The sequence below is a fragment of the Planococcus beigongshangi genome (assembly GCF_016820495.1).
Taxonomy (GTDB): domain Bacteria; phylum Bacillota; class Bacilli; order Bacillales_A; family Planococcaceae; genus Planococcus; species Planococcus beigongshangi.
Genome location: NZ_JADHDU010000011.1, coordinates 1 through 23327, shown reverse-complemented (window position 1 = coordinate 23327; position 23327 = coordinate 1). Strand labels below are relative to the sequence as shown.

Here is a 23327-nt window from a genome sequence, read left to right as displayed (position 1 = left end):
ACCGGGCAGTTTGTGGCTGCCCCTATCCAATTATTTATCAATCAACTGTTCCAATCGGTGTTTCCTGATCTGCAATCGGCAGGATATTAAGTGAATCCGCTGGTTGAAGATCTTCTTCTTCATCCAAGTCGCGCAATTCAATTTCCTCGTCGTCGATTGTCAGCATTTTTACATCCATACCTAAACTTTGAAGTTCTTTTATCAATACTTTAAATGATTCCGGTACGCTTGGTTCCGGTACACTTTCACCTTTGACAATCGCTTCATAAGTTTTCACACGGCCAACCACGTCATCCGACTTGACTGTCAGGATTTCCTGCAATGTGTGAGCGGCACCATATGCTTCAAGCGCCCAAACTTCCATCTCCCCGAAACGCTGTCCACCGAATTGTGCTTTACCACCAAGCGGCTGTTGCGTAACAAGTGAATATGGCCCAGTTGAACGGGCATGGAGCTTATCGTCAACCATGTGCGCCAGTTTGATCATATACATGATTCCGACAGACACGCGGTTATCGAAGGCTTCACCGGAGCGGCCATCATACAGGATGGTTTTTCCGTCTCTTGGCATACCTGCTTCTTCCATCGTTTCCAGAACATCATCTTCATTCGCTCCATCAAATACAGATGAAGCCATATGAATTCCGAGTGAACGGGAAGCCATACCCAAATGGAGTTCCAATACTTGCCCGATATTCATACGGGATGGAACGCCGAGCGGGTTCAACATGATGTCGACAGGAGTGCCATCCGGCATGAACGGCATATCTTCCTCTGGAAGGATGCGGGAGATTACCCCTTTGTTACCATGACGGCCGGCCATCTTATCTCCAACAGAAATTTTACGTTTCTGAACGATATAAGCGCGCACCAGCTGGTTAACGCCCGGCGGCAGCTCGTCTCCGTCTTCACGGTTGAAGATTTTAACATCCAATACAATTCCTCCGGCACCATGCGGCACACGAAGCGATGTATCACGGACTTCACGGGCTTTTTCACCGAAAATAGCGTGAAGCAGGCGCTCTTCCGCCGTCAATTCCGTTACACCCTTAGGCGTTACTTTACCAACGAGGATATCTCCATCTTTAACTTCCGCCCCTACACGGATGATTCCACGGTCATCGAGATTACGCAATGCATCTTCTCCGACGTTCGGGATATCACGCGTGATTTCTTCAGGCCCCAGTTTTGTATCACGTGAATCTGATTCATATTCTTCAATATGGACAGAAGTGTAAACATCATCTTTAACAAGACGTTCACTCATGATGATCGCATCTTCATAGTTGAAACCATCCCACGTCATGAATGCTACCAGGACGTTGCGGCCCAGAGCCATTTCCCCGCGCTCCATCGAAGGTCCATCAGCCAGGATATCGCGTTTCGACACGCGGTCCCCGACTTTGACGATCGGACGCTGGTTATAGCTTGTTCCTTGGTTTGAACGAATGAATTTCTGCAATTTGTAAACGTCTGTATCGCCTTTGACTTCATTGCCGTCAACTTCTTCGATGCGGCGGACACGAATTTCTTTCGCTTCCACGTATTCAACGATTCCATCGTTTTTGGCGATTACTGCTGCACCTGAATCTCTTGCTGCCAGGTGTTCCATACCAGTACCCACAAATGGAGCTTCCGGGTTAAGGAGTGGAACAGCCTGACGCTGCATGTTTGCACCCATAAGGGCACGGTTGGAGTCATCGTTTTCAAGGAACGGGATACACGCTGTCGCAACGGACACGACCTGTTTCGGTGAAACGTCCATGTAATCGACGCTGCTGCGTTTGTAAAGCGTGTTTTCCCCGCGGAAACGGGCTACTACTTCATCTTCGACGAATGAACCATCCGGGTTCAATACTGAGTTCGCCTGAGCCACTACGTAATTATCTTCTTCATCAGCTGTCAGATAATCAATTTGCCCAGTCACAAGGTTCGTTTCAGGATCAACGCGGCGATATGGCGTTTCAATAAAACCGAATTTATTCACTTTCGCAAAAGTCGAAAGTGTATTGATCAAGCCGATGTTCGGCCCCTCAGGCGTTTCAATCGGGCACATGCGGCCATAATGTGAATAATGGACGTCACGCACTTCGAAACCTGCACGTTCACGCGTCAGACCACCAGGCCCAAGCGCAGAAAGACGGCGTTTGTGCGTCAATTCAGCAAGCGGGTTCGTCTGATCCATGAACTGTGACAACTGAGAGCTTCCGAAGAACTCTTTGATCGATGCGATAACAGGGCGGATATTGATCAATTGCTGCGGTACGATCGCTTGAGTGTCGTTGATTGACATACGCTCACGCACAACACGCTCCATACGGGATAAACCGATGCGGAACTGGTTCTGCAGAAGTTCTCCTACTGAACGCAGACGGCGGTTTCCGAGGTGATCGATATCATCCGTGTTTCCAACTCCGTATAAAAGGTTAAAGAAGTAACTGATGGAAGCAATAATATCTGCAGGTGTGACATGTTTGATCTTGTCTTCCACATACGCATTGCTTATTACAGTGATTTCTTTTTGCTCTTCGTCATTTGGAGCAAAGATTTTAATGGACTGGACCGTTACATCACCTTCAAGAACGCCCCCTGCTTGAGAAATAGTCTGGAAGCCCACACCACTTTCAAGATTCGGGATGATGCGGTCAAGAACGCGGCGATCGATGACAGTGCCTGCTTCAACTAAAATTTCACCTGTTTCAGGATCAACCAGCGTCTCAGCGATCGTCTGATTGAAAAGGCGGTTCTTAATATGAAGCTTTTTGTTCATTTTATAGCGGCCTACGTTAGCCAGATCATAGCGTTTTGGGTCGAAGAAACGCGAATACAACAGGCTCTTTGCGCTTTCCACTGTCGGCGGTTCACCAGGGCGCAGTCGCTCGTAGATTTCCAGAAGCGCTTTTTCCGTGCTTTCTGTATTATCTTTTTCAAGCGTGTTGCGCAGGTATTCGTTATCACCGAGCAAATCGATGATTTCCTGATCAGAGCCAAATCCTAGTGCTCTTAACAGAACTGTGACAGGGAGCTTGCGTGTGCGGTCGATTCTGACATGCACGACATCTTTTGCATCTGTTTCATATTCAAGCCAGGCGCCGCGGTTTGGAATGACAGTTGCGCCAAACCCTTTTTTACCGTTTTTGTCTGTCTTATCGTGGAAATAAACACTTGGTGAACGAACAAGCTGTGAAACAATAACGCGCTCAGCGCCATTGATTACGAAAGTACCGGTTTCCGTCATTAATGGGAAATCGCCCATGAAGACGTCCTGCTCTTTCACTTCGTCCGTTTCTTTGTTGTGAAGACGCACTTTAACGCGTAATGGAGCGGCGTAAGTAACATCCCGTTCTTTTGATTCGTCTACTGGATATTTCGGTTCTGCAAGACTGTAATCAACAAACTCGAGCGAAAGATTTCCTGTGAAATCCTCAATCGGTGAAATGTCGCGGAACATTTCGCGCAGCCCTTCTTCAAGGAACCACTCATAAGATGATGATTGAATTTCAATCAGGTTCGGAAGATCCAGCACTTCACTGATTCTCGAAAAACTTCTGCGTTGACGATGTTGACCGTACTGAACTAGTTGACCTACCAACTTATTCACCCCTCAATAAAACGATTATAGGTCTTTGCGATTCCCACAAAATAGTGTATGATATCGAAAAGACAAAAAGAAAACGAGACCAATAAATCAGCTCATTTTCGGTTAACACGTGATTAATACTGTCGCCATGCTCTGCCCAAAAAAGGGCAAACGACCTCAAAATAATAAATTTTGCATTTCATTATAATATCATACGGTTTTTGTCAAGTCAAACTTTTCTGGCCTCAAAAATGAAGTATCCCTTCTTCTTATCAGCCACCTGGCAGTTGCCGAAAAGTTCTTTCAGCTTCTCCTCCGTCGAAGGGGCTCCTTGTTTCTTCTGGATTACCACCCATAATGATCCGCCTTGCGCAATTTTGGCGCTGGCTTCCTCATAAAACCTGAAAACCGTCTCTTTTCCGGCACGTATCGGCGGATTTGTCAGGATTGCCGAAAACCCTTCTTCTTTTACCGAAGAAAGCCCATCACTTTCATAGACTTCAACATTTTCCGCATTATTTCTGGCTGCATTCTTCTTGGCAAGTTCGATGGCGCGGGTATTGACGTCCACCATATGAACCGTTTTCCGGGGAAATGACTTAGCGATGGCGATTCCAATCGGACCGTAGCCGCAGCCGACATCGAGTATCGGCCCTTCAACGGCAGATTCCTCAAAGGCATCGATCAGTAAGCGCGAACCGAAATCCACTTCATTTTTACTGAAAACCCCTGCATCTGTCTGGAATTGGATTTTTTCGCCCCGCAACGTATAGGCCCATTCTTGGGGTTTGCTTGTAGTTTGAGGATTTTTGGAATAATAATGCTGTGACATAAAAGCCCTCCTTACATTAATCAACCAGCGGCAATTAAATTGAAAATGAAGAAAAAGCTCGTCGGTATGCACTGACGAGCTTTTTCTGTATTGCTATCAAGTTCAGAAATTATTTAACTTCTACTGAAGCGCCAACTTCTTCAACTTTAGCTTTGATTTCTTCTGCTTCTTCTTTAGAAACGCCTTCTTTAAGAGCTTTAGGAGCTTCGTCAACTAGAGCTTTAGCTTCTTTCAAGCCAAGACCAGTAACTTCGCGAACTGCTTTGATAACTTTGATCTTCTGATCGCCAGCAGATGCAAGGATTACGTCGAATTCAGTTTGCTCTTCAGCAGCAACAGCGCCGCCAGCAGCAGCAGCTACAGGTGCAGCAGCAGTTACGCCGAATTCTTCTTCGATTGCTTTAACAAGGTCGTTAAGTTGTAGAACTGTCATTTCTTTGATTGCGTCTAAGATTTGTTCTTGTGTCATTATAAGTTCCTCCTATGATAGGTAATTTTTTTGTATTGCAAGCCGTGTCAAGCGATTAACTGATTAAGCGCCTTGTTCTTCTTTGTGATCTGCAACTGCTTTCGTTGTAGCAGCAAAGTTGCGGATTGGAGCTTGAAGTACGCTGAGTAGCATAGACAATAGACCTTCGCGTGATGGAAGTTCTGCCAATGCTTTGATATCTTCCGCAGAAGATACAGCACCTTCGATAACGCCTGCTTTAATTTCAAGCGCTTCGTTCTTTTTCGCGAAATCGTTGATGATTCTCGCTGGCGCAACTACATCTTCGTTAGAGAATGCGATTGCGTTAGGACCTGTAAAGTGTTCGTTGATCGCTTCAAGACCATGCATTTCAGTAGCACGGCGAGTCATTGAGTTTTTGTAAACTTTAAACTCAACGCCTGCTTCACGAAGCTGTTTACGAAGTTCTGTCAATTGTGCAACGTTCAAACCGCGGTAATCAACAACTACTACAGAAGCTGCAGAGCCGAATTTATCAGCGATTGTTTGCACGACAACTTTTTTCGTTTCAACTGCTTTTGTCATTTTGGCACCTCCCATAGATTTTCCATTCATACCGTTTCCATAAGAAAAGCCCCTGGTCCACTACAGACACAGGGGCATAAAGTCAGCATCAAAAAGATGGTTACTGAATTCATTGTCCTCGGCAGGAATAATTTAAGCGACTGGCGCTCCTGCTGTCTGCGGTACAAACGTATATTTCACAACTCCGCTATTATAGCCGAGATATTGTGTAATGTCAATAAATTATTTAACGGCAACTTTCGTCGGGTCAACTTTTACAGCAGGTCCCATTGTAGTTGTTACGTTAAGTGATTTAATGTAAGTTCCTTTAGCAGTTGCAGGTTTAGCCTTAACAACTACATCGTAGATCGCTTCCAAGTTTTCAGCAAGTTTGCTGTCATCAAAAGAAACTTTCCCGATCGGCGCATGGATGATACCTGTTTTGTCTGCACGGTATTCCACTTTACCAGCTTTGATTTCCTGAACAGCTTTCGCTACATCAAATGTAACAGTTCCTGTTTTCGGGTTTGGCATCAAGCCTTTTGGTCCCAATACGCGACCGATTTTACCAACTTCACCCATCATGTCAGGTGTTGCTACGATCACGTCGAAGTCAAACCATCCTTGTTGGATTTTTTGGATATAGTCAGCATCGCCTACAAAATCAGCGCCAGCTGCTTCTGCTTCTTTCACTTTATCGCCTTTAGCGAATACCAATACGCTTTGAGTTTTCCCAGTACCGTTTGGAAGCACAACTGCTCCGCGGATCTGCTGGTCGTTCTTACGCGTATCGATTCCAAGACGGAAAGCTACTTCAACTGTTGCATCGAAGTTTACTGTACTTGCTTTTTTCGCAAGTTCAATCGCTTCTTTTGCATCATAAAGGTTTGTACGGTCGATCAATTTTGCTGCTTCGCGCAGCTTTTTGCCTGTTTTAGCCATTTTAAATGTCCTCCTTGTTGTGGTCTAGCGGTCTTATACCTCCCACGATTAAAGGCTGCGCAGTCCTTTAGGAACTTGCGCAACCCGTCCAAAAACAACTGCTGGATTAGTCTTCGATCGTAATGCCCATGCTGCGAGCAGTACCTTCAACCATCAACATTGCAGCTTCAACTGAAGCAGCATTTAGATCTGGCATTTTAGTTTCTGCGATTTCGCGAACTTTATCGCGTTTCACAGTCGCTACTTTATTGCGGTTCGGTTCACCTGAACCTGATTCAATACCGGCTGCTACTTTAAGTAGAACAGCTGCGGGCGGAGTTTTCGTAATGAAAGTAAATGAACGGTCTTCAAATACCGAAATCTCAACTGGAATAATCAGTCCTGCTTGATCCGCAGTACGCGCGTTGAACTCTTTACAGAATCCCATGATGTTAACACCTGCTTGACCCAATGCTGGACCAACCGGCGGTGCTGGATTTGCTTTTGCTGCAGGAATCTGCAATTTTACAACTTTAATAACTTTTTTAGCCACGAAACACACCTCCTTAAGTCCGTGATGTGGTAATAGGGTTTCCCCTCCCACTCAAATATCTGTCTGTCAACAATGTTGATAGAATTAGCTAAATTGTACAGATTGTCCTATGACAGTCTGACCTATGAAATAATACCACTTATGATCCGGAATAGCAAGCGGCTTTTAAATTTTTTGGACTTGCTCGAAATCAAGCTCCATTTTTGTTTCCCGGCCGAAGATATCAATGGAAACTTTGACTTTGCCTTTTGTTTCATCGATTTCTTCCACTTTACCCTGGAAGTTCGCGAATGGCCCTTCCATGACTTCGACGATATCCGCAACTGCGAAATCGATGTCGACACGGCGTTCCGTCATACCCATCTGCTTCAGGATGAAATCAACTTCTTCGTCAAGCAGCGGCGTCGGTTTTGCCCCGCCCCCCGAAGAACCGATAAAACCTGTTACTCCCGGTGTATTGCGGACAACATACCAGGATTCATCCGTCATGATCAATTCGACCAGGACATATCCCGGGAATGTTTTACGCATGACAGTGCGCTTTTTACCGTCTTTGAAATCTGTTTCCTGTTCTTCCGGAATGATGACGCGGAAGATGAGGTCTTCCATGCCCATTGTTTCAACACGTTTTTCCAAGTTCGCTTTTACTTTGTTTTCATAACCGGAATACGTGTGGACTACATACCAATTCTTTTCCATATTCGCACGGACTAGACGTCCATCCCTCCTTTTTTCCAAATGAAAAAACCCGTACTCGTAGAATGACGGGCTATTTTTTATTCATTATTCTTGTTGGACGCCAGAGTATTAAAGCGCTAAGAACCAACGGAATAATTCCGATATGCCTGTATCGATCAATGCGAAGAAGAGCGCCATGAAGATAACTGTTGAAAGAACGACGATCGTATAGCGTGTCAATTCCTTGCGTTTTGGCCAGCTTACTTTTCTCATTTCCGAAATGACGTTTTTAAAGAAATCCCCAATGTTGCCCATTGTTCAAAAACCTCCGAAGTTTAAAAAATACTCTCTATATCGTTCGGCATTCACTTAAATTCATAACGTTTGTTTATGCACGGTATGCCCATTGCAATGAGCACAGAATTTATTAAGTTCCAAACGTGTGCTGGATTCCGCTTTCGCAGGAACCGTATAATTGCGGGATGCACATTTCGAGCAGCTTAAAACGATTTTTTTAGCCATTTCCCTCATCCTATTCGAGTTTGCAGCTTTTTCAAGGTTATCACCTTAAAACTTCCATGTCAACAGCGCATCAGGAGGTGCGGGTTTCATCTATCTGAAGATGGCGCTCCAATTTCCTTTTGACACGCTGCAGAGCGTTATCGATCGATTTTACGTGGCGATCCAATTTTTCTGAAATTTCCTGGTAGGTCTGGCCGTCCAGATATAAAGCCAAGACTTCCCGCTCCAGTTCACTGAGCACCTCGCCCATTTTCTCTTCCATATAAAGAAATTCTTCGTTATTGATCATCAATTGCTGCGGATCATCCACACCGTTGTCGGTCAGGACATCCATCAACGTGCGATCAGATTCTTCGTCATAGATCGGCTTGTCCAAAGAGACGTAGGAGTTCAGTGGAATATGCTTCTGGCGTGTTGCCGTTTTGATGGCGGTGATGATTTGCCGGATGATGCACAGTTCCGCAAACGCCCTGAACGAAGACAATTTATCGCTGCGGAAATCACGGATGGCTTTATACAGGCCAATCATGCCTTCCTGGATAATGTCTTCTTTGTCAGCTCCGATCAGGAAATAAGAACGGGCTTTCATACGAACGAAATGCCGAAATTTATTGATCAGAAAATCCAGTGCTTCGGTATTTCCGTCGTGGACCAAACTGACAAGTTCCTCATCTGTCATTTCTAAAAATCGCCGGGCTTGAACTTGTTCCTGATTTCCCACGGTTATCCCTCCGGTCGCGCGAACCTCGATATCATCAGTATACAGGAAGGAAAATTTAAGCGTCAACCGTTCATTTCAGCCCACGCCGCCATTTTTCAAATATTTCTGCAACTTCCTTGGGGAGTGCGATTTTCGAGAAAGCTTGCTGCTCTTGGATTTCTTTCACTTTTTTCGAAATTTTCTGCTGAATTTCTTCCACTTCAATTTCCAGTTCGCGGGCAGAGATCCTAAGCGCACCTTTGGCAAAAATCACCGATTGCTCCGTTGAATCCGAAGTGGCCACATAAACCTGGTCGCGCCGGTTGTTTAAACTCGTCGCCAATTTTTCAATCCGCTCATCGGCGGTTTCACTTTCTTTCGTGAAAATCACTTCGACATTCGACTGCAGATCACGGGCCTCGATGCCAGGCACCAGATGGGCATCGAATACGATGATGACGCGCCAGCCTTTGTATCCCCGGTATTCAGCCATCCGCTCAATCAGGCGGTCTCTGGCATCGGCCAGTCTGTCTTTTTTTAACTCCCTTAGTTCCAACCAGTCTCCAATGATGTTATAGCCATCAACCAGCAGAATATTCATATCGCTTAATCCAGTGAATGGCGCTTCCGGTAGACTTCATACATGAGCAGGCTCGCTGCCACAGAAGCGTTCAAGGAAGTAACATGGCCGACCATCGGCAATTGGTAAAGGAAATCACATTTCTCGCGCAGGATCCGGCTCATCCCTTTGCCCTCGCTGCCGATGATGACAGCCAGCGGCAGATTAGCATCCATGCGGCGGTAATCGACGGATTCCTTCGCATCGGTGCCTGCAATCCAGACACTGCGTTTTTTCAGTTCATCTACTGTCTGCGAAAGATTATTGACGCGCACAACCGGAATATGTTCAATAGCGCCAGTGGAGGCTTTTGCAACGACTGCTGTCAAACCGACAGCACGCCGCCTCGGGATGATCAATCCGTGTGCCCCTACCGCATCCGCCGTACGCATGATCGAACCAAGATTATGCGGATCTTCCAGTTCATCCAGGATCAGAAAGAATGGATCTTCCGAACGGGATTCCGCAATTTTAAAGAGGTCATCAAGTTCTGCGTAATTATAAGCGGCAACCGCCGCAGCGATCCCTTGATGATTCGAATCCGTCAGGCCGTCGATTTTTTTCTTCGGCACAAACTGGACGATGACTTTCCGCTCTTTCGCCAATTGCAGCAGTTCTGCAATCCCCTTTTTCTGGACGCCTTCCGCAATCCAGATTTTATTGATGTCACGCTCTGCACGTAACGCTTCGAGCACCGGGTTTTTGCCCCCGATGATTTCCGGTTCCATTTCCTCAGTCATTTGATCACTCCTTTCGGTTCTTCTATTATAGCGATGGCATACGTTATAATTTCGCCGACCCGCTCCGTATGGCCCTTTAAATAATTCCAGCCCAGCACCGCTTCAAAAGCGCTGCTGAAATTGTATGTCTGCACATCGGTGTTTTTCGGCACCGACCCGGATTTGGCATTGCGTCCGCGCCGCATGACAGCCAGTTCCGCTTCCGACAGAAACCCTTCTTCCGTCAGCCGCTTTAACACGACAGCCTGGGCTTTCGCCGAAACGAAAGTCGTCGACATCCGGTGCAATGTGTTTGGTTTCACCCTGCCTGAGCGCAGCAAATGCTCACGCACCGCCTGCTCGTACACGGCATCTCCCATATAGGCGAGGGCAAGGGCGTTCAATTGGTCTACATCCTGATTGCGCAATACGTCCAAACCCTTACCCCCTCTTCCAGCGTGTACCTTGTGCGGTATCTTCTAAAATGATATTTTTTTCCTTAAATAAATCACGGATCTCATCGGCACGGGCAAAATCACGGTTCTTGCGTGCTTCGATGCGCTCAGCCAATAAAGCCTCAACTTCCGCATCCAGCAATTCTTCTTCCTGTTTGAACGGCAAGCCGAGCACAGCCGCCAATTCATCCAAGACAGCAATGAACGTTTCCAGCACTTCTGCCGAAGTCTGTTTTTCCAACAGATACGTATTCGCCAGACGCGACAGGTCAAACAATTTCGAAATCCCGTGTGCCGTGTTGAAGTCATCATCCATCGTTTCAATAAATTCTTTCTTGATTGCTTCGATTTTCGACAGCCAGATATCGGAATGATCACCGAGCCCGGCCGATACGCCGAGGCGATGTGTCAGATTGGCATAAGAGGTCCGCAGACGTTCCAGCCCGGCGATGGCATCTTCCACCAATTGCTGTGAATAATTGATCGGATGGCGGTAATGCACCGACAGCATGAAGAAACGCAGCACCTGCGGATCCAATTCTTTCAGGATATCGTTCACCAGTACGAAGTTATTCAGCGACTTCGACATTTTTTCGTTGTCGATATTGATATAGCCGTTATGCATCCAGTAGCGGGCAAACGGTTTCCCTGTGTAAGCTTCCGATTGCGCGATTTCATTTTCATGATGCGGGAACGTCAAATCCTGTCCACCGGCATGGATATCGATTGTATCCCCGAGATGTTCACGGGCCATGACCGAACATTCGATATGCCAGCCCGGACGTCCTTCGCCCCACGGACTTTCCCAAGAGATTTCTTTCGGCTTGGCCGCTTTCCATAACACAAAATCCAATTCATCCTCTTTTTTATCGCCTGTTTCGATGCGGGCACCGATTTTCAGTTCGTCGACCGACTGGTGCGACAATTTACCGTAGCCCTCAAATTTACGGGTGCGGTAATAGACGTCACCCTGCGATTCGTAAGCAAAGCCTTTTTCGATCAGCGCCTCGATAAACTCGATGATCTGCTCCATATGTTCAGTGACACGGGGATGGACGTCCGCCTCAGCGCAGCCGAGCGCCTCCGTATTATCGAAATAGGCCTTGATGAAACGCTCGGCAATTTCTGGAACCGTTTCGCCCAGTTCATTAGCCGCTTTGATCAGCTTATCGTCCACATCGGTGAAATTCGAGACGTATTTAACGTCATAGCCCCGGTACTCCAAATAGCGGCGCACCGTATCATAGACGATGACCGGACGTGCATTTCCAATATGGATATAATTATAGACAGTCGGTCCGCAGACATACATCTTCACTTTTCCTTCTTCGAGCGGAACAAACGCCTCTTTCGTACGCGACAATGAATTAAAAATCTGGATCGTCATTCAGCATCCCCTTCTTTCTTCTTACTGGCTTGTTTCAATAATTCCACTTCACGCCGGAGTTCGGCGATTTTCATCTCCATCGAATTGCAGATATCCGCTACCGGGTCCGGCAGATCCTGATGGTTAAGATCCTTTTTGACCCGTACGCCGTCCTGGATGACCACTTTACCTGGTATGCCCACCACTGTTGAATGCGGCGGCACATCTTTCAATACCACCGAACCCGCACCCACCTTTGAACTATCACCTATCGTTATAGATCCAAGCACCTTGGCCCCAGTCGCCACGAGCACGTTATCTTCCAGTGTCGGATGGCGTTTGCCATTTTCTTTTCCCGTTCCGCCGAGTGTGACCCCCTGGAACAGTGTGACGTTATCACCGATGACGCATGTCTCACCGATGACGACACCCATTCCGTGATCAATGAAAAAGCGGCGGCCTATGACAGCACCCGGATGAATTTCGATTCCCGTGAAAAAACGGCTGATCTGTGAAATGACACGGGCAATGAAAAATAGTTTCTTCTTAAAAAAGAAATGTGCCAGGCGATGTGCCCAGACAGCGTGCAGCCCCGAATACGTGAGGATGACTTCCAAATAATTTCTGGCTGCCGGATCCTGTTCAAAAACTACATCCACATCTTCTTTTATCGTCTTAAACATTTCGTTCAACTCCTTTTACTGCAAAATAAAAAGCGCCCCTGTCAATAAATTGACAGAGACGCATAAATGCGCGGTTCCACTCTGATTAAAAAGGGATCACCCTTTTTCTCTCGGCACCTTTAACGCAGGTGAAACGTCTGGTCTACTCAGTTCGACTCAGCACTCAGAGAGGCATTTCCACACAGCAGCGGCCCGGATCCCTCTCAGCCGGTAAGGATCCTCTCTGGAGAGCATGCGGCGTGTACTTCTTCTCGTCAACGATTTTCTGATAGTAAATTCATTTTACACTTTTGGTGCTATAAGTCAATCTTATGCACTTGCGTATTGTGCTACGCGTGCAATCGTTTTGTCTTTGCCAAGCAAGGCGATGGCGTCCGGGAGTTCCGGGCCATGCGTTTGCCCTGTCGTTACGACACGGATCGGCATAAAGAGGTTTTTCCCTTTGTGGCCCGTCGCTTTTTGAACTGCTTTGATCGCCGCTTTGATTTCAGCCGCTTCAAAAGTTTCCAGTGCTTCCAGCTGTTCCTTGAATGAAGCCATCACTTCAGGTACCTGTTCGCCTGCAAGAACCGCCTGCTCTTCTTCGCCGTAATGAAGATCATCCGAGAAGAATTGTTCAGACAGCTCGGTGATTTCTGCGCCAAAACTCAATTGGTCGTGGTACAGCGCAATCAGGCGGTGTGCCCATTCCTGCTCTTCCGCAGTCATCGTTTCCGGCAATCTGCCCGCTTTTTGCAGATGCGGCACAGTGAATGCCACAACCTCTTCAAGCGGCATTTGCTTGATATATTGGTTATTCATCCACGTCAATTTCTGTTTATCGAACATGGAAGGTGATTTTGATAATCGGTTGACATCAAAAATCCGGATCAATTCCTCTTTCGAGAAGATCTCCTCTTCCCCTTCAGGCGACCAGCCGAGCAGCGCAAAGAAATTAAACAGCGCTTCCGGGATATAACCGAGGTCCTTATATTGAGAGATGAACTGAAGGATCGATTCATCACGTTTCGACAATTTCTTGCGGTCTTCGTTCACGATCAGCGTCATATGTCCGTATCTTGGATGCTCCCAGCCGAATGCATCATAGATCATCTGCTGGCGCGGCGTGTTCGACAAATGCTCTTCCCCTCGGAACACATGGGTGATCTTCATCAGGTGGTCATCGATGACTACTGCAAAGTTATATGTCGGGATGCCATTCGTCTTCACCATGACCCAGTCACCGACATCTTTTGATTCGAATGAAATCGGTCCGCGAACCAAGTCGTCGAACTTATACGTAACGTCAGCCGGAACTTTTGCGCGCAATGTGAATGTTTTGCCTGCTTCTTCACGCTCTTTCACTTCATCAGCGCTCAAGTGGCGGCAAGTTCCGCTGTACTGAGGCGCAGCAATGCCAGCCGCTTTTTGCGACTCGCGCTCCGCTTCCAGTTCTTCTGACGTACAGAAGCATTTGAAAGCAAGACCCTTTTCAAGCATTTCATCGGCGTAGCCTTTATAGATATTCAAACGCTCCATCTGGCGGTAAGGACCGTAATCCCCGCCGACATCCACCGATTCATCATAATCGATGCCGAGCCATTTCAAGTTATCGAGCTGAGATTCGATGCCCGTTTCAATGTTGCGCGCGATATCCGTATCTTCGATGCGCACGATGAATTTCCCGTCATAATGGCGTGCATATAAATAATTGAAAAGCGCAGTGCGGGCTCCCCCGATATGTAAATGCCCTGTCGGACTCGGAGCATAGCGTACGCGTACTTCCTGTGTCATAAAATTTCCTCCTAGAAAACGTTTGTCTCTTGCTATTCTATCACTTTCAGCAAAGCGTTTAAACCTTCCGCTCCACCAATAAAATCACAGCGAGTGCCGCGATTCCTTCTTCGCGCCCTAAATATCCAAGCTTTTCATTCGTCGTCGCTTTGACGTTGACCTGGGAAATATCCGCTTCCAGCAATCCGGCAATCGACTCGCGCAATTGCTCGATATAAGGTGCCAATTTCGGTTTTTGCGCAATCACGGTGCAGTCCACATTGCCCAGTTCATAGCCTTGCTCTTTTACGTATTGCCAGATATGCGTCATCAATTTCCGGGAATCTGCATCCTTGAATTCCGGATCCGTATCGGGGAAATGTTTGCCGATATCGCCTCCGCCAATGGCCCCGAGTGCCGCATCCGTAATGGTATGCAGCAGAACATCCGCATCCGAATGGCCAAGCAGCCCCTTATGATGAGGGATTTCAATCCCGCCTAGTATGAGTTTTCTGCCTTCCACCAATTGATGCACGTCATACCCTTGTCCGATTCGTATCATTCTTGTTCCTCCTGTACACGGCTTTCCAAAATGGCTCTGCCATAAATCAGATCATCCGGTGTCGTCATTTTCACATTTTCATAATTGCTTTCAATAATTTTTACTGGGTGCCCAAGCCGCTCCACGAGCATCGCTTCATCAGTCCCCATATAGCCCGCTTCAAAAGCCGCGGTCGCTGCCTTTTTGATTAATGCATAGTCGAATGCCTGCGGCGTCTGGATGATCCATAAATTCTCCCGCTCCACAGTCTCCGTGATAATATCGGATCCCGCTTTTTTGATGGTATCTTTCACCCGGACACCGGCAATCGCCGCTCCCGACGCCGCCGCTTCTTCCGCAAGACGTGAAATCACAGCCGGTTCAATGAAAGGCCGGGCCGCATCATGAACAAGCACCACGTCACATGCAGGAATCATTTCAAGACACGCTCTCACGCTATCCTGCCGTTCAGCACCACCTGCAGCAAAGCCGGCCACTTTTGTGATACCGTATTCTTCCACCAGTTCTTCGATTAATGGCTGTTCCTGTTCTTTCACAGCCAGCCAGATACTTTCACAATTCGGGTCCCGCTGAAAGACTTCCAGTGTATAGATGAAAATCGGTTTCCCGAAAAGTTCCAGCAATAGTTTATTTTTATCAGCTTTCATGCGCTTGCCGCTCCCGGCAGCAGGCAGAACTACAGTATATTTCATGAGCCTACATCCTTTTATCCATCATTTCCCGTTACGCGGTTTGGCAAAAATCATGCGTCCCGCAGAAGTCTGCAGCACACTCGTCACGGTGACGTCAATTGCATCACCGATGAATTTCTTGCCGTCTTCAATGACGATCATCGTGCCATCGTCCAGATAAGCGACACCCTGATTCTGTTCTTTACCGTCTTTAATGACGACCACATGCATATCTTCTCCCGGTATGACCACAGGTTTCACTGCATTGGCCAAATCATTGATGTTCAGGACCGGCACATTGTGCAGTTCACAGACTTTATTGAGGTTGAAATCGTTTGTCACGACCTGGCCACCCATTTTCTTGGCAGCACGCATCAGCTTCAGATCGACTTCCGCCACTTCATCAAAACTTTCTTCCGTAATCATGATCGCACCTTCACGCTCACTTTGAAGGCGTTTCAGGATATCAAGCCCGCGGCGCCCCCTTGTGCGTTTCAACGTATCCGACGAATCCGCAATATGCTGCAGTTCCGACAACACGAACTGCGGCACAACAAACGTGCCTTCCATAAAGCCGGTCGCTGAAATATCCGCAATCCGGCCATCGATGATGACGCTCGTATCCAATAATTTATACGCCGTCTTCTCCACTGGCAATGCTGCAATTTCCTGCCCCGATTCATTTTTCTTGGAATTGAGGGAGAGCTTTGACGGCGTCAGCATACCCAGCATTTCGTCACGTTTCTGGAAACCGACCTGAAATCCGAGGTACCCCAGGACCACCGACAAAATAATCGGAGCAGCCGTCGCCACCAACGGAATATCAATCGTGCTGAGTGCAAACCCGATAAGGAAAGCCACGATCAATCCGATAATAAGCCCCACCGTCCCGAATAAAAGATCCGGCGTAGGTGCGCGCAACAATGTTTCTTCCATCCACTTCATGAAGCGGACCAGCGTATCTGCAAATAACAGGGATAAAAAGTAAAAAATGACAGCTCCCACAATAGCGGAAACAATTGCATTATTGATCCAAGGGTTGTCGATCATAGGTATAAGTTCAAAAACATAAGGTAAGAATATAAGCCCGACAGTTGCACCGATCAATAAAAATAACAGTTGAATGATTCTTTTTAACATTTTTCCACCTCCTTGCAATTAATTATACACACATCATTTGGAAAACGCTGTTATGACCCGTATTGATAAAGAAATAAGAGGGCTAAATGCCCCCTTATTGTGGAAAAATCTCTTTTAATGCGTCACTTACTGTTTCTACGCCGACTACCCGGATGCCTTCCGGGAAATCCCAGCCGCCGATATTGGATTTGGGAACGATCGCCCGCTTGAACCCAAGTTTTGCCGCTTCCTGAACCCGCTGCTCAATCCGCGAGACACGCCGCACTTCACCAGTCAGACCGACCTCACCGATAATACAGTCAAACCCGTTCGGCGCAACATCGCGGTAGCTGGACACGATACTCGCAAGCACAGCCAGATCGATTGCCGGCTCGTCGAGTTTAACGCCGCCCGCCACTTTGATGTATGCATCCTGCGCTTGAAGGAGCATGCCCATCCGCTTTTCCAACACCGCCATCAATAAAGATACCCGGTTCTGATCAAGCCCTGTTGCCATGCGTTTTGGATAATTGAAGCTGGAAGGGGTGACGAGCGCCTGGATTTCCACCAGAATCGGCCGCGTCCCTTCCATTGAAGCGACCACCGTTGAACCGGCAGCACCGTTGGAACGTTCCTGCAGGAACAATTCAGATGGATTCAGCACTTCCTTCAATCCGCTTTGCAGCATTTCAAAAATCGCAATTTCATTCGTTGAACCAAAACGGTTTTTCACACTGCGTAAGATCCGGTACGTATGATGACGCTCCCCTTCAAAATAAAGGACCGTATCCACCATATGTTCCAGAATCCGGGGACCCGCAATCTGGCCTTCTTTTGTTACATGCCCCACCAGGAAAATCGCGATATTTTTCGTCTTCGCAATCCGCATCAATTCAGCGGTGCTTTCACGGACTTGCGTGACACTGCCGGGAGCTGACGTCACTTCGGGATGATGGACCGTCTGAATCGAATCGACGATGACAAAATCCGGAGCCACTTCTTCAATTGTATGATTGATCAACTCAAGGTTCGTTTCGGCATAAATATACAATTCAGCAGAAGAAGCATCAAGACGCTCTGCACGCAGTTTTGTCTGGCGGACAGATTCTTCCCCCGAAATGTAAAGCACCCGGCTGCCGCTGTTTGCGAGCATCGCCGATACTTGCAATAGTAACGTGGATTTCCCGATTCCCGGATCTCCGCCGATCAAAATCAAAGATCCCGGCACAATTCCGCCCCCGAGCACCCGGTTCAATTCACTGAGTTTCGTTTCAACCCGCGGTTCTTCCTTCGTCTCGATCGCATTGATCGGTGTCGCTTTCTGAGGCGCTGCAGCAGTATGCTGGAAAGTGCTTCTAGTGCCTTTCGGAACAGCTATTTCAATTTCTTCGGTCATTTGATTCCAGACTCCGCAATTCGGACATTTCCCCATCCATTTTGCTGATTCATATCCGCACGACTGGCATACGAACTTCGATTTCTTTTTGGCCATGTGCTCCTCCTTCTATGGAAAAACCGCTCGCCGGAAATCCTCCGGCGAGCGGAATATCTTATTACTTATTGTTTACAGTTTCGTTTGTGCGGACGACAAATTCATCATCTTCCACATCAAAGATAATTTTCTGACCAGCCAGGGCATTCCCTTTCAACAGCTCTTCAGACAAACGATCTTCCACGTGCTTCTGCAGCGCCCGGCGAAGCGGACGTGCACCATATTCCGGATCGTAGCCTTCTTTTGCAATCTTATCAAGAGCCGCTTCCGTCAATTCAAGATTGATATCCTGCTCCTGCAATCTGTCGGACAATTGTTTCGACATCAATGTCACAATTTCACGCAGATTTTCTTTTTCAAGTGAATGGAACACAATCATATCGTCAATTCGGTTAAGGAATTCAGGACGGAATGCTTTTTTCAATTCTGCCAGCATTTTTGATTTCATGTCTTTATAATCCGTTTTTGAATCTTCCAGATTGAAACCGACGTATTTATTATATTTCAATTCTTCCGCTCCGACGTTCGAAGTCATGATGATGACCGTGTTGCGGAAATCGACGCGGCGCCCTTTTGAATCTGTTAAGCGGCCGTCTTCAAGCACCTGCAGGAGGATATTGAATACATCCGGGTGCGCTTTTTCAATCTCATCGAGGAGCACGACAGAATAAGGTTTTCTGCGGACTTTTTCAGTCAGCTGGCCACCTTCGTCATAGCCGACATACCCTGGAGGTGAACCGACAAGACGGGAAGTCGAATGTCTTTCCATATACTCTGACATATCGATGCGAATCATCGCTTCTTCGTCCCCGAACATCGATTCAGCCAAAGCGCGTGCCAATTCTGTTTTACCGACACCCGTTGGTCCAAGGAAGATGAATGAGCCGATTGGACGTTTTGGATCTTTCAGTCCCGCACGAGCACGTCTGATCGCTTTCGAGATGGACGTGACGGCTTCAGATTGGCCAATGACACGGCCGTGGAGGATCTCTTCCAGATTCAATAATTTATCGGATTCAGTCTGTGCCAGTCGTGATACCGGAATGCCTGTCCACATGGATACGACTTTCGCAATATCTTCAACCGTCACTTCAGACTCTTCCTTGCCTTGCTTTTCTTTCCATTCTTTTTTCGTTTTCTCCAATTGATCTTTCAATTTCTGTTCTGCATCACGGAGAGAAGCCGCTTTTTCAAATTCCTGGCTTTGCACCGCTTCATTCTTCTCAGAACGCGCAGCTTCAAGCTTCGCTTCCATCTCTTTCAGATCCGGTGGAGTCGTATATGAACGAAGTCGGACTTTAGAACCCGCCTCATCGATCAAATCAATCGCTTTATCCGGAAGGAAGCGGTCAGAGATGTAACGGTCAGACATTCTTGCCGCAGCATCAATCGCCTCATCCGTAATTTTAACACGGTGATGCGCCTCATAGCGGTCACGCAGGCCTTTGATGATTTGGATCGATTCTTCGACAGTCGGCTCATCTACTTGAATCGGCTGGAAACGTCGTTCAAGAGCCGCGTCTTTTTCAATATATTTGCGGTACTCATCCAATGTCGTAGCACCGATACATTGCAGTTCGCCCCTTGCCAGTGCCGGCTTAAGGATGTTCGAAGCATCGATCGCCCCTTCTGCTCCGCCTGCACCGATCAATGTATGAAGCTCATCGATGAACAGGATGACATTGCCTGCCTGGCGAATTTCATCCATCACTTTTTTCAGACGGTCTTCAAATTCACCGCGGTATTTCGTGCCCGCAACAACAGTACCCATATCCAGTACCATGACGCGTTTATCGCGAAGTGTTTCCGGAATTTCATTGTTTACGATCTGTTGTGCCAAACCTTCTGCAATGGCTGTTTTACCGACACCAGGCTCACCGATCAGAACCGGGTTATTCTTGGTCCGGCGGCTTAAGATTTCAATCACGCGTGTGATTTCATCGTTTCTGCCGATGACCGGATCAAGACTGCCGTCACGCGCCACTTGAGTCAAATCGCGTGCCAACCCATCCAATGTTGGGGTATTGGCCGACGCATTCGGACTCATTCCTGTAGACGCCTGTTCGTTGCTGCCAAGCAGCTGAAGCACTTGTTGACGAGCTTTATTCAAACTCACGCCTGCATTCCCGAGCACACGTGCAGCAACCCCTTCACCTTCACGGATAAGGGCCAGCAGCAAATGCTCTGTACCAATATAGGAATGGCCCAGTTTTCTGGACTCATCAACAGACAGTTCGATAACTTTTTTCGCTCTCGGCGTATAGTGTACGATCGGTCCCACATTCTTCTCGCCGATTCCCACCAGTTCGGTTACGCCTTCTTCGATCAATTGCGTATTCACTTCAATCGCTTCCAGGGCTTTAGCAGCGATACCGCCCCCTTCACGAATCAAACCAAGTAAAATATGTTCTGTTCCGATTGAATCGTGTTTCATACGAATTGCTTCTTCTTGAGCCAATTGAAGAACCTTCTGCGCTCTTTGTGTAAATCTGTTTAACATCATACAGAATCCTCTCCTTCTTTATCTCCGTTAATTTTATGTTCTTCTTTCAGACGTTCCCTGAAAAGTTTCGCCCGGGCAATATCCCGTTCGCCAGGTGACAATGGTTTCTTGGAGTAATGCTGTAAAAAAGCCGGCTGCATAAAAATCATCAATTCGTTCAGAATGGACATATCGATATTCTCGATTAACTTTAAGTCTATTCCTAAACGGACATCAGAAAGGCATTTAGCTGCTTCTTCGGTAGTCAAAAGCCTCGAATAAGTCAGAATGCCGAGCGAGCGGTAAATACGGTCTTCCAGCTTCAACGGCGAATTATCAACAATCGCTTGTCTCGCTCTTCGCTCCTGCTCAATAATCTGCTCGGTCATGTTCTGGAGGTCCTGGAGAATCTCATATTCCGATTTTCCAAGCGTCAGCTGATTGGAAATTTGATAGACATTCCCCAAAGCTTCGCTTCCTTCTCCATAGATACCCCTTACAACCATTCCTAAGCGTGAAATAGCCGGAATAATCCGGGTAATCTGTTGAGACATTGTCAATGCCGGCAGATGAAGCATGACCGAAGCTCTCATCCCCGTTCCGGTGTTAGTCGGACAACTTGTCAAATACCCGAATTTCTCATGAAAGGCATATTGCAGATTTTCTTCCAGCAGCGAATCCAGTTCATTTGCTACTTTATAAGCCTCTTGTAAATGAAATCCTGATTGGAGGCTCTGGATACGCAGATGGTCTTCTTCGTTTATCATAATACTGAGTTCTTCATTTTTTGAGATCAGAACCGAACCTGCATGTATTCCAGCAGCTAAATAAGGACTGATCAGGTGTTTTTCCACCAGCAGCTCCCTATGCAAAGAAGAGACCTCATGAATATCAATATGAGTGAATTCCTGATTCACTTCTTCTCCTCTATCCAATAACACCGAAGATATCGCCTTATCCACCTTCAATGCTTCATCTTCTGTAAAAGCATATGGAAACTTAAAGTCATTAAGGTTTCGCGCTAATCTGATTCTGGTACTCATGGCTATATCGGTATTATCTCCCGCATTGGCCATCCAACTGCTCGCTTTAGGTTCTAAAAAACGATCAATCGCCATGATCAGCACCTCCTTCAAGCTGCTTATTCAATTCTCTCACTTGGTCACGCAATTTTGCTGCTTCTTCGAACTCTTCCTCTTCAATGGAGATTTTCAATTGTTTCCTTAACTCTTCGATTTCCTTCTTTATCTTTAAGGTACTTCCATAGAATGCCGGTATCTTGCCAGTGTGCTCTTTATTGCCATTATGGAGACGTTTAAAAATCTCTTCCAGATTCGATTCGAATGCCTCATAGCAAGTTGCGCATCCAAATTTCCCTAACTTCAAAAAGTTATTAAAAGTAAATCCGCAGGACGGACATACTGTGACTTCTTTTTTAACCGGATTTACAGATGGTGAGTGAACTGGAAACCAATTGGACAGCAATTGGTGAATCGCCAGTGGATCTTGTTCAAAAGCCAAATTCAAATTATGGTTCTCAGCTGCACATACATGACAGAGATGTCTTTCTGTAAGCTGTCCATTCCTTTTTTGTTTAACTAACACAGACGCAGGACGCTCACCGCATTGATTACAAATCATCGTACCACTCCCCATTACTTCGACTGAAAATTTAAGGTAAACAACATTGCTATCAGGATACGAGCCCTAACCTCATCTCTTAAAGGGAGACCCAATAAAAGCGTTGATCGATCAATAGCGCTTAAAATCATCTTAGCTTCGCGTTTTGTTACAATTTCCTCATCCAATAAACGAAACACAATATCTTCAGCCATACTTTGAGTAGCACCGTTTTCCAGGTTCTGTATAATTGCTGCAATTACATCAGACTTTTGGTGAAGGCGTATACGTTTAATGCGAATATAGCCACCGCCACCTCTTTTGCTTTCAACCAAATAGCCTCTTTCAGGAGTAAACCTCGTGTTGATCACATAATTGATCTGAGAAGGAACACATTGAAATTTTTCTGCTATTTCATTTCTTTTAATTTCAATGTATTCTCTTTCGCTTAATTCGATAACCTGCTTTAAATAACCTTCTATCACATCGGAAATGTTACGCATCGCATTCACCTCTTTATCATCTATTCTTATAGAAATTGACTTTGACTATATTTGACTTAATTATAACGTATGCATTTTATAGATTTCAAATAGTATGTACTAAATGCAGAATAAAAAAATCCTGGAATATTTAATTCCAGGAAATTCTTTAATCTTCTTCAAATATTCGATTTTTAAAATCTTTTAAATGGCTTTGTACCGATTTAGTCTCTTTTTCAAGATATCTTGTTCGCCAGTGAGTACCTTCCAGCCAAATTTCAACTGTATCTCCTGCTGACACCTCATGAGTAAATTCATTTACGGGAAAGGTATACTGTTCGTTTTCTTCATCCAGTGCTTTTAACAATGCAGTTCTTTTATCAATAACTTCGACTACATATACACCTGGTTTCATTATTACCACCTCACCTTTATTTTCCCATTTCATAAAACTTTAATCATTTTAAGGTAATAATTTTTGAAATGACAAAAAAGGCCATCACCACT

25 protein-coding genes and 2 other annotated features are annotated in these 23327 nt (G+C 46.4%); all 25 genes read right to left on the bottom strand.

Going from position 1 to position 23327, the window contains the following annotated elements:
- Positions 1–37: 37 nt before the first annotated feature.
- Positions 38–3592, bottom strand: a complete 3555-nt coding sequence (gene rpoB / locus IQ294_RS15270) for a DNA-directed RNA polymerase subunit beta (RefSeq protein WP_203334922.1) — start codon at positions 3590–3592, stop codon at positions 38–40.
- A 217-nt stretch (positions 3593–3809) separates the two neighbouring features.
- Positions 3810–4412: a class I SAM-dependent methyltransferase gene (locus IQ294_RS15265; protein WP_203334921.1), complete on the bottom strand. Its 603-nt coding sequence runs from the start codon at positions 4410–4412 to the stop codon at positions 3810–3812.
- 109 nt (positions 4413–4521) lie between these two features.
- The gene (rplL, locus tag IQ294_RS15260) at positions 4522–4881 is read right to left on the bottom strand and encodes a 50S ribosomal protein L7/L12 (RefSeq protein WP_203334920.1); all 360 of its coding nucleotides are present in this window, start codon (positions 4879–4881) and stop codon (positions 4522–4524) included.
- 63 nt (positions 4882–4944) lie between these two features.
- Entirely contained in the window at positions 4945–5445 is a 501-nt protein-coding gene (gene rplJ / locus IQ294_RS15255) for a 50S ribosomal protein L10 (RefSeq protein WP_033542810.1), read from the bottom strand.
- A gap of 33 nt (positions 5446–5478) precedes the next feature.
- Positions 5479–5625: a sequence feature (ribosomal protein L10 leader region), on the bottom strand.
- Between the two features lie 42 nt (positions 5626–5667).
- Entirely contained in the window at positions 5668–6366 is a 699-nt protein-coding gene (gene rplA, locus IQ294_RS15250) for a 50S ribosomal protein L1 (RefSeq protein WP_203334919.1), read from the bottom strand.
- Positions 6367–6472: 106 nt separating this feature from the next.
- The gene (gene rplK / locus IQ294_RS15245) at positions 6473–6898 is read right to left on the bottom strand and encodes a 50S ribosomal protein L11 (protein ID WP_033542812.1); all 426 of its coding nucleotides are present in this window, start codon (positions 6896–6898) and stop codon (positions 6473–6475) included.
- A 165-nt stretch (positions 6899–7063) separates the two neighbouring features.
- Positions 7064–7597 carry a transcription termination/antitermination protein NusG gene (nusG, locus tag IQ294_RS15240; protein WP_203334955.1) on the bottom strand — a complete coding sequence of 178 codons (534 nt, stop codon included), beginning with the start codon at positions 7595–7597 and terminating at the stop codon, positions 7064–7066.
- Between the two features lie 108 nt (positions 7598–7705).
- Positions 7706–7891 (bottom strand): preprotein translocase subunit SecE, encoded by a 186-nt coding sequence (gene secE / locus IQ294_RS15235; RefSeq protein ID WP_068459656.1) that lies wholly within the window; start codon positions 7889–7891, stop codon positions 7706–7708.
- Positions 7892–7951: 60 nt separating this feature from the next.
- Positions 7952–8098: a 50S ribosomal protein L33 gene (gene rpmG, locus IQ294_RS15230; RefSeq protein WP_081986982.1), complete on the bottom strand. Its 147-nt coding sequence runs from the start codon at positions 8096–8098 to the stop codon at positions 7952–7954.
- A gap of 70 nt (positions 8099–8168) precedes the next feature.
- Positions 8169–8825, bottom strand: a complete 657-nt coding sequence (gene sigH / locus IQ294_RS15225) for an RNA polymerase sporulation sigma factor SigH (RefSeq protein WP_432419967.1) — start codon at positions 8823–8825, stop codon at positions 8169–8171.
- Between the two features lie 64 nt (positions 8826–8889).
- On the bottom strand, positions 8890–9399 hold the full coding sequence (locus IQ294_RS15220) for an NYN domain-containing protein (RefSeq protein WP_203334917.1): 510 nt from the start codon (positions 9397–9399) through the stop codon (positions 8890–8892).
- Positions 9400–9404: 5 nt separating this feature from the next.
- Complete coding sequence (gene rlmB, locus IQ294_RS15215) at positions 9405–10157, bottom strand: 23S rRNA (guanosine(2251)-2'-O)-methyltransferase RlmB (protein WP_203334916.1); 753 nt, start codon at positions 10155–10157, stop codon at positions 9405–9407.
- Positions 10154–10573 (bottom strand): Mini-ribonuclease 3, encoded by a 420-nt coding sequence (locus tag IQ294_RS15210; protein ID WP_284699734.1) that lies wholly within the window; start codon positions 10571–10573, stop codon positions 10154–10156. The genes rlmB and IQ294_RS15210 overlap by 4 nt, the downstream gene beginning before the upstream one ends.
- Before the next feature lie 4 nt (positions 10574–10577).
- Complete coding sequence (gene cysS, locus IQ294_RS15205; protein WP_203334915.1) at positions 10578–11978, bottom strand: cysteine--tRNA ligase; 1401 nt, start codon at positions 11976–11978, stop codon at positions 10578–10580.
- Positions 11975–12640, bottom strand: a complete 666-nt coding sequence (gene cysE, locus IQ294_RS15200; protein WP_203334914.1) for a serine O-acetyltransferase — start codon at positions 12638–12640, stop codon at positions 11975–11977. The genes cysS and cysE overlap by 4 nt, the downstream gene beginning before the upstream one ends.
- Positions 12641–12691: 51 nt before the next feature.
- Positions 12692–12907 (bottom strand) — a binding site (T-box leader).
- 42 nt (positions 12908–12949) lie between these two features.
- A complete protein-coding gene (gene gltX / locus IQ294_RS15195; protein WP_203334913.1) occupies positions 12950–14413 on the bottom strand; it encodes a glutamate--tRNA ligase in 1464 nt (487 codons plus the stop codon).
- 58 nt (positions 14414–14471) lie between these two features.
- Positions 14472–14954 carry a 2-C-methyl-D-erythritol 2,4-cyclodiphosphate synthase gene (gene ispF / locus IQ294_RS15190; protein WP_203334912.1) on the bottom strand — a complete coding sequence of 161 codons (483 nt, stop codon included), beginning with the start codon at positions 14952–14954 and terminating at the stop codon, positions 14472–14474.
- Positions 14951–15646: a 2-C-methyl-D-erythritol 4-phosphate cytidylyltransferase gene (ispD, locus tag IQ294_RS15185; RefSeq protein ID WP_203334911.1), complete on the bottom strand. Its 696-nt coding sequence runs from the start codon at positions 15644–15646 to the stop codon at positions 14951–14953. Before ispD ends, ispF begins: the two co-directional genes overlap by 4 nt.
- 21 nt (positions 15647–15667) lie before the next feature.
- Complete coding sequence (locus tag IQ294_RS15180) at positions 15668–16765, bottom strand: PIN/TRAM domain-containing protein (RefSeq protein ID WP_203334910.1); 1098 nt, start codon at positions 16763–16765, stop codon at positions 15668–15670.
- Positions 16766–16859: 94 nt separating this feature from the next.
- Positions 16860–18236, bottom strand: a complete 1377-nt coding sequence (gene radA, locus IQ294_RS15175) for a DNA repair protein RadA (protein ID WP_203334909.1) — start codon at positions 18234–18236, stop codon at positions 16860–16862.
- Between the two features lie 61 nt (positions 18237–18297).
- Positions 18298–20739 (bottom strand): ATP-dependent Clp protease ATP-binding subunit, encoded by a 2442-nt coding sequence (locus IQ294_RS15170; RefSeq protein WP_203334908.1) that lies wholly within the window; start codon positions 20737–20739, stop codon positions 18298–18300.
- On the bottom strand, positions 20736–21836 hold the full coding sequence (mcsB, locus tag IQ294_RS15165; RefSeq protein WP_203334907.1) for a protein-arginine kinase McsB: 1101 nt from the start codon (positions 21834–21836) through the stop codon (positions 20736–20738). Before mcsB ends, IQ294_RS15170 begins: the two co-directional genes overlap by 4 nt.
- Positions 21826–22359 (bottom strand): UvrB/UvrC motif-containing protein, encoded by a 534-nt coding sequence (locus IQ294_RS15160; protein ID WP_203334906.1) that lies wholly within the window; start codon positions 22357–22359, stop codon positions 21826–21828. Before IQ294_RS15160 ends, mcsB begins: the two co-directional genes overlap by 11 nt.
- A gap of 14 nt (positions 22360–22373) precedes the next feature.
- Positions 22374–22841 carry a CtsR family transcriptional regulator gene (locus IQ294_RS15155; protein ID WP_203334905.1) on the bottom strand — a complete coding sequence of 156 codons (468 nt, stop codon included), beginning with the start codon at positions 22839–22841 and terminating at the stop codon, positions 22374–22376.
- Between the two features lie 148 nt (positions 22842–22989).
- Entirely contained in the window at positions 22990–23235 is a 246-nt protein-coding gene (locus IQ294_RS15150) for a hypothetical protein (RefSeq protein WP_203334904.1), read from the bottom strand.
- Between the last annotated feature and the right edge of the window lie 92 nt (positions 23236–23327).

Bases quoted from the DNA above. Each gene is read 5' to 3' on its own strand.
- IQ294_RS15265 (WP_203334921.1), bottom strand. From the start codon at position 4,412: ATGTCACAGCATTATTATTCCAAAAATCCTCAAACTACAAGCAAACCC.
- rplL (WP_203334920.1), bottom strand. From the start codon at position 4,881: ATGACACAAGAACAAATCTTAGACGCAATCAAAGAAATGACAGTTCTA.
- rplJ (WP_033542810.1), bottom strand. From the start codon at position 5,445: ATGACAAAAGCAGTTGAAACGAAAAAAGTTGTCGTGCAAACAATCGCT.
- rplA (WP_203334919.1), bottom strand. From the start codon at position 6,366: ATGGCTAAAACAGGCAAAAAGCTGCGCGAAGCAGCAAAATTGATCGAC.
- nusG (WP_203334955.1), bottom strand. From the start codon at position 7,597: ATGGAAAAGAATTGGTATGTAGTCCACACGTATTCCGGTTATGAAAAC.
- secE (WP_068459656.1), bottom strand. From the start codon at position 7,891: ATGGGCAACATTGGGGATTTCTTTAAAAACGTCATTTCGGAAATGAGA.
- rpmG (WP_081986982.1), bottom strand. From the start codon at position 8,098: ATGGCTAAAAAAATCGTTTTAAGCTGCTCGAAATGTGCATCCCGCAAT.
- IQ294_RS15220 (WP_203334917.1), bottom strand. From the start codon at position 9,399: ATGAATATTCTGCTGGTTGATGGCTATAACATCATTGGAGACTGGTTG.
- rlmB (WP_203334916.1), bottom strand. From the start codon at position 10,157: ATGACTGAGGAAATGGAACCGGAAATCATCGGGGGCAAAAACCCGGTG.
- cysS (WP_203334915.1), bottom strand. From the start codon at position 11,978: ATGACGATCCAGATTTTTAATTCATTGTCGCGTACGAAAGAGGCGTTT.
- cysE (WP_203334914.1), bottom strand. From the start codon at position 12,640: ATGTTTAAGACGATAAAAGAAGATGTGGATGTAGTTTTTGAACAGGAT.
- gltX (WP_203334913.1), bottom strand. From the start codon at position 14,413: ATGACACAGGAAGTACGCGTACGCTATGCTCCGAGTCCGACAGGGCAT.
- ispF (WP_203334912.1), bottom strand. From the start codon at position 14,954: ATGATACGAATCGGACAAGGGTATGACGTGCATCAATTGGTGGAAGGC.
- ispD (WP_203334911.1), bottom strand. From the start codon at position 15,646: ATGAAATATACTGTAGTTCTGCCTGCTGCCGGGAGCGGCAAGCGCATG.
- IQ294_RS15180 (WP_203334910.1), bottom strand. From the start codon at position 16,765: ATGTTAAAAAGAATCATTCAACTGTTATTTTTATTGATCGGTGCAACT.
- radA (WP_203334909.1), bottom strand. From the start codon at position 18,236: ATGGCCAAAAAGAAATCGAAGTTCGTATGCCAGTCGTGCGGATATGAA.
- IQ294_RS15170 (WP_203334908.1), bottom strand. From the start codon at position 20,739: ATGATGTTAAACAGATTTACACAAAGAGCGCAGAAGGTTCTTCAATTG.
- mcsB (WP_203334907.1), bottom strand. From the start codon at position 21,836: ATGGCGATTGATCGTTTTTTAGAACCTAAAGCGAGCAGTTGGATGGCC.
- IQ294_RS15160 (WP_203334906.1), bottom strand. From the start codon at position 22,359: ATGATTTGTAATCAATGCGGTGAGCGTCCTGCGTCTGTGTTAGTTAAA.
- IQ294_RS15155 (WP_203334905.1), bottom strand. From the start codon at position 22,841: ATGCGTAACATTTCCGATGTGATAGAAGGTTATTTAAAGCAGGTTATC.
- IQ294_RS15150 (WP_203334904.1), bottom strand. From the start codon at position 23,235: ATGAAACCAGGTGTATATGTAGTCGAAGTTATTGATAAAAGAACTGCA.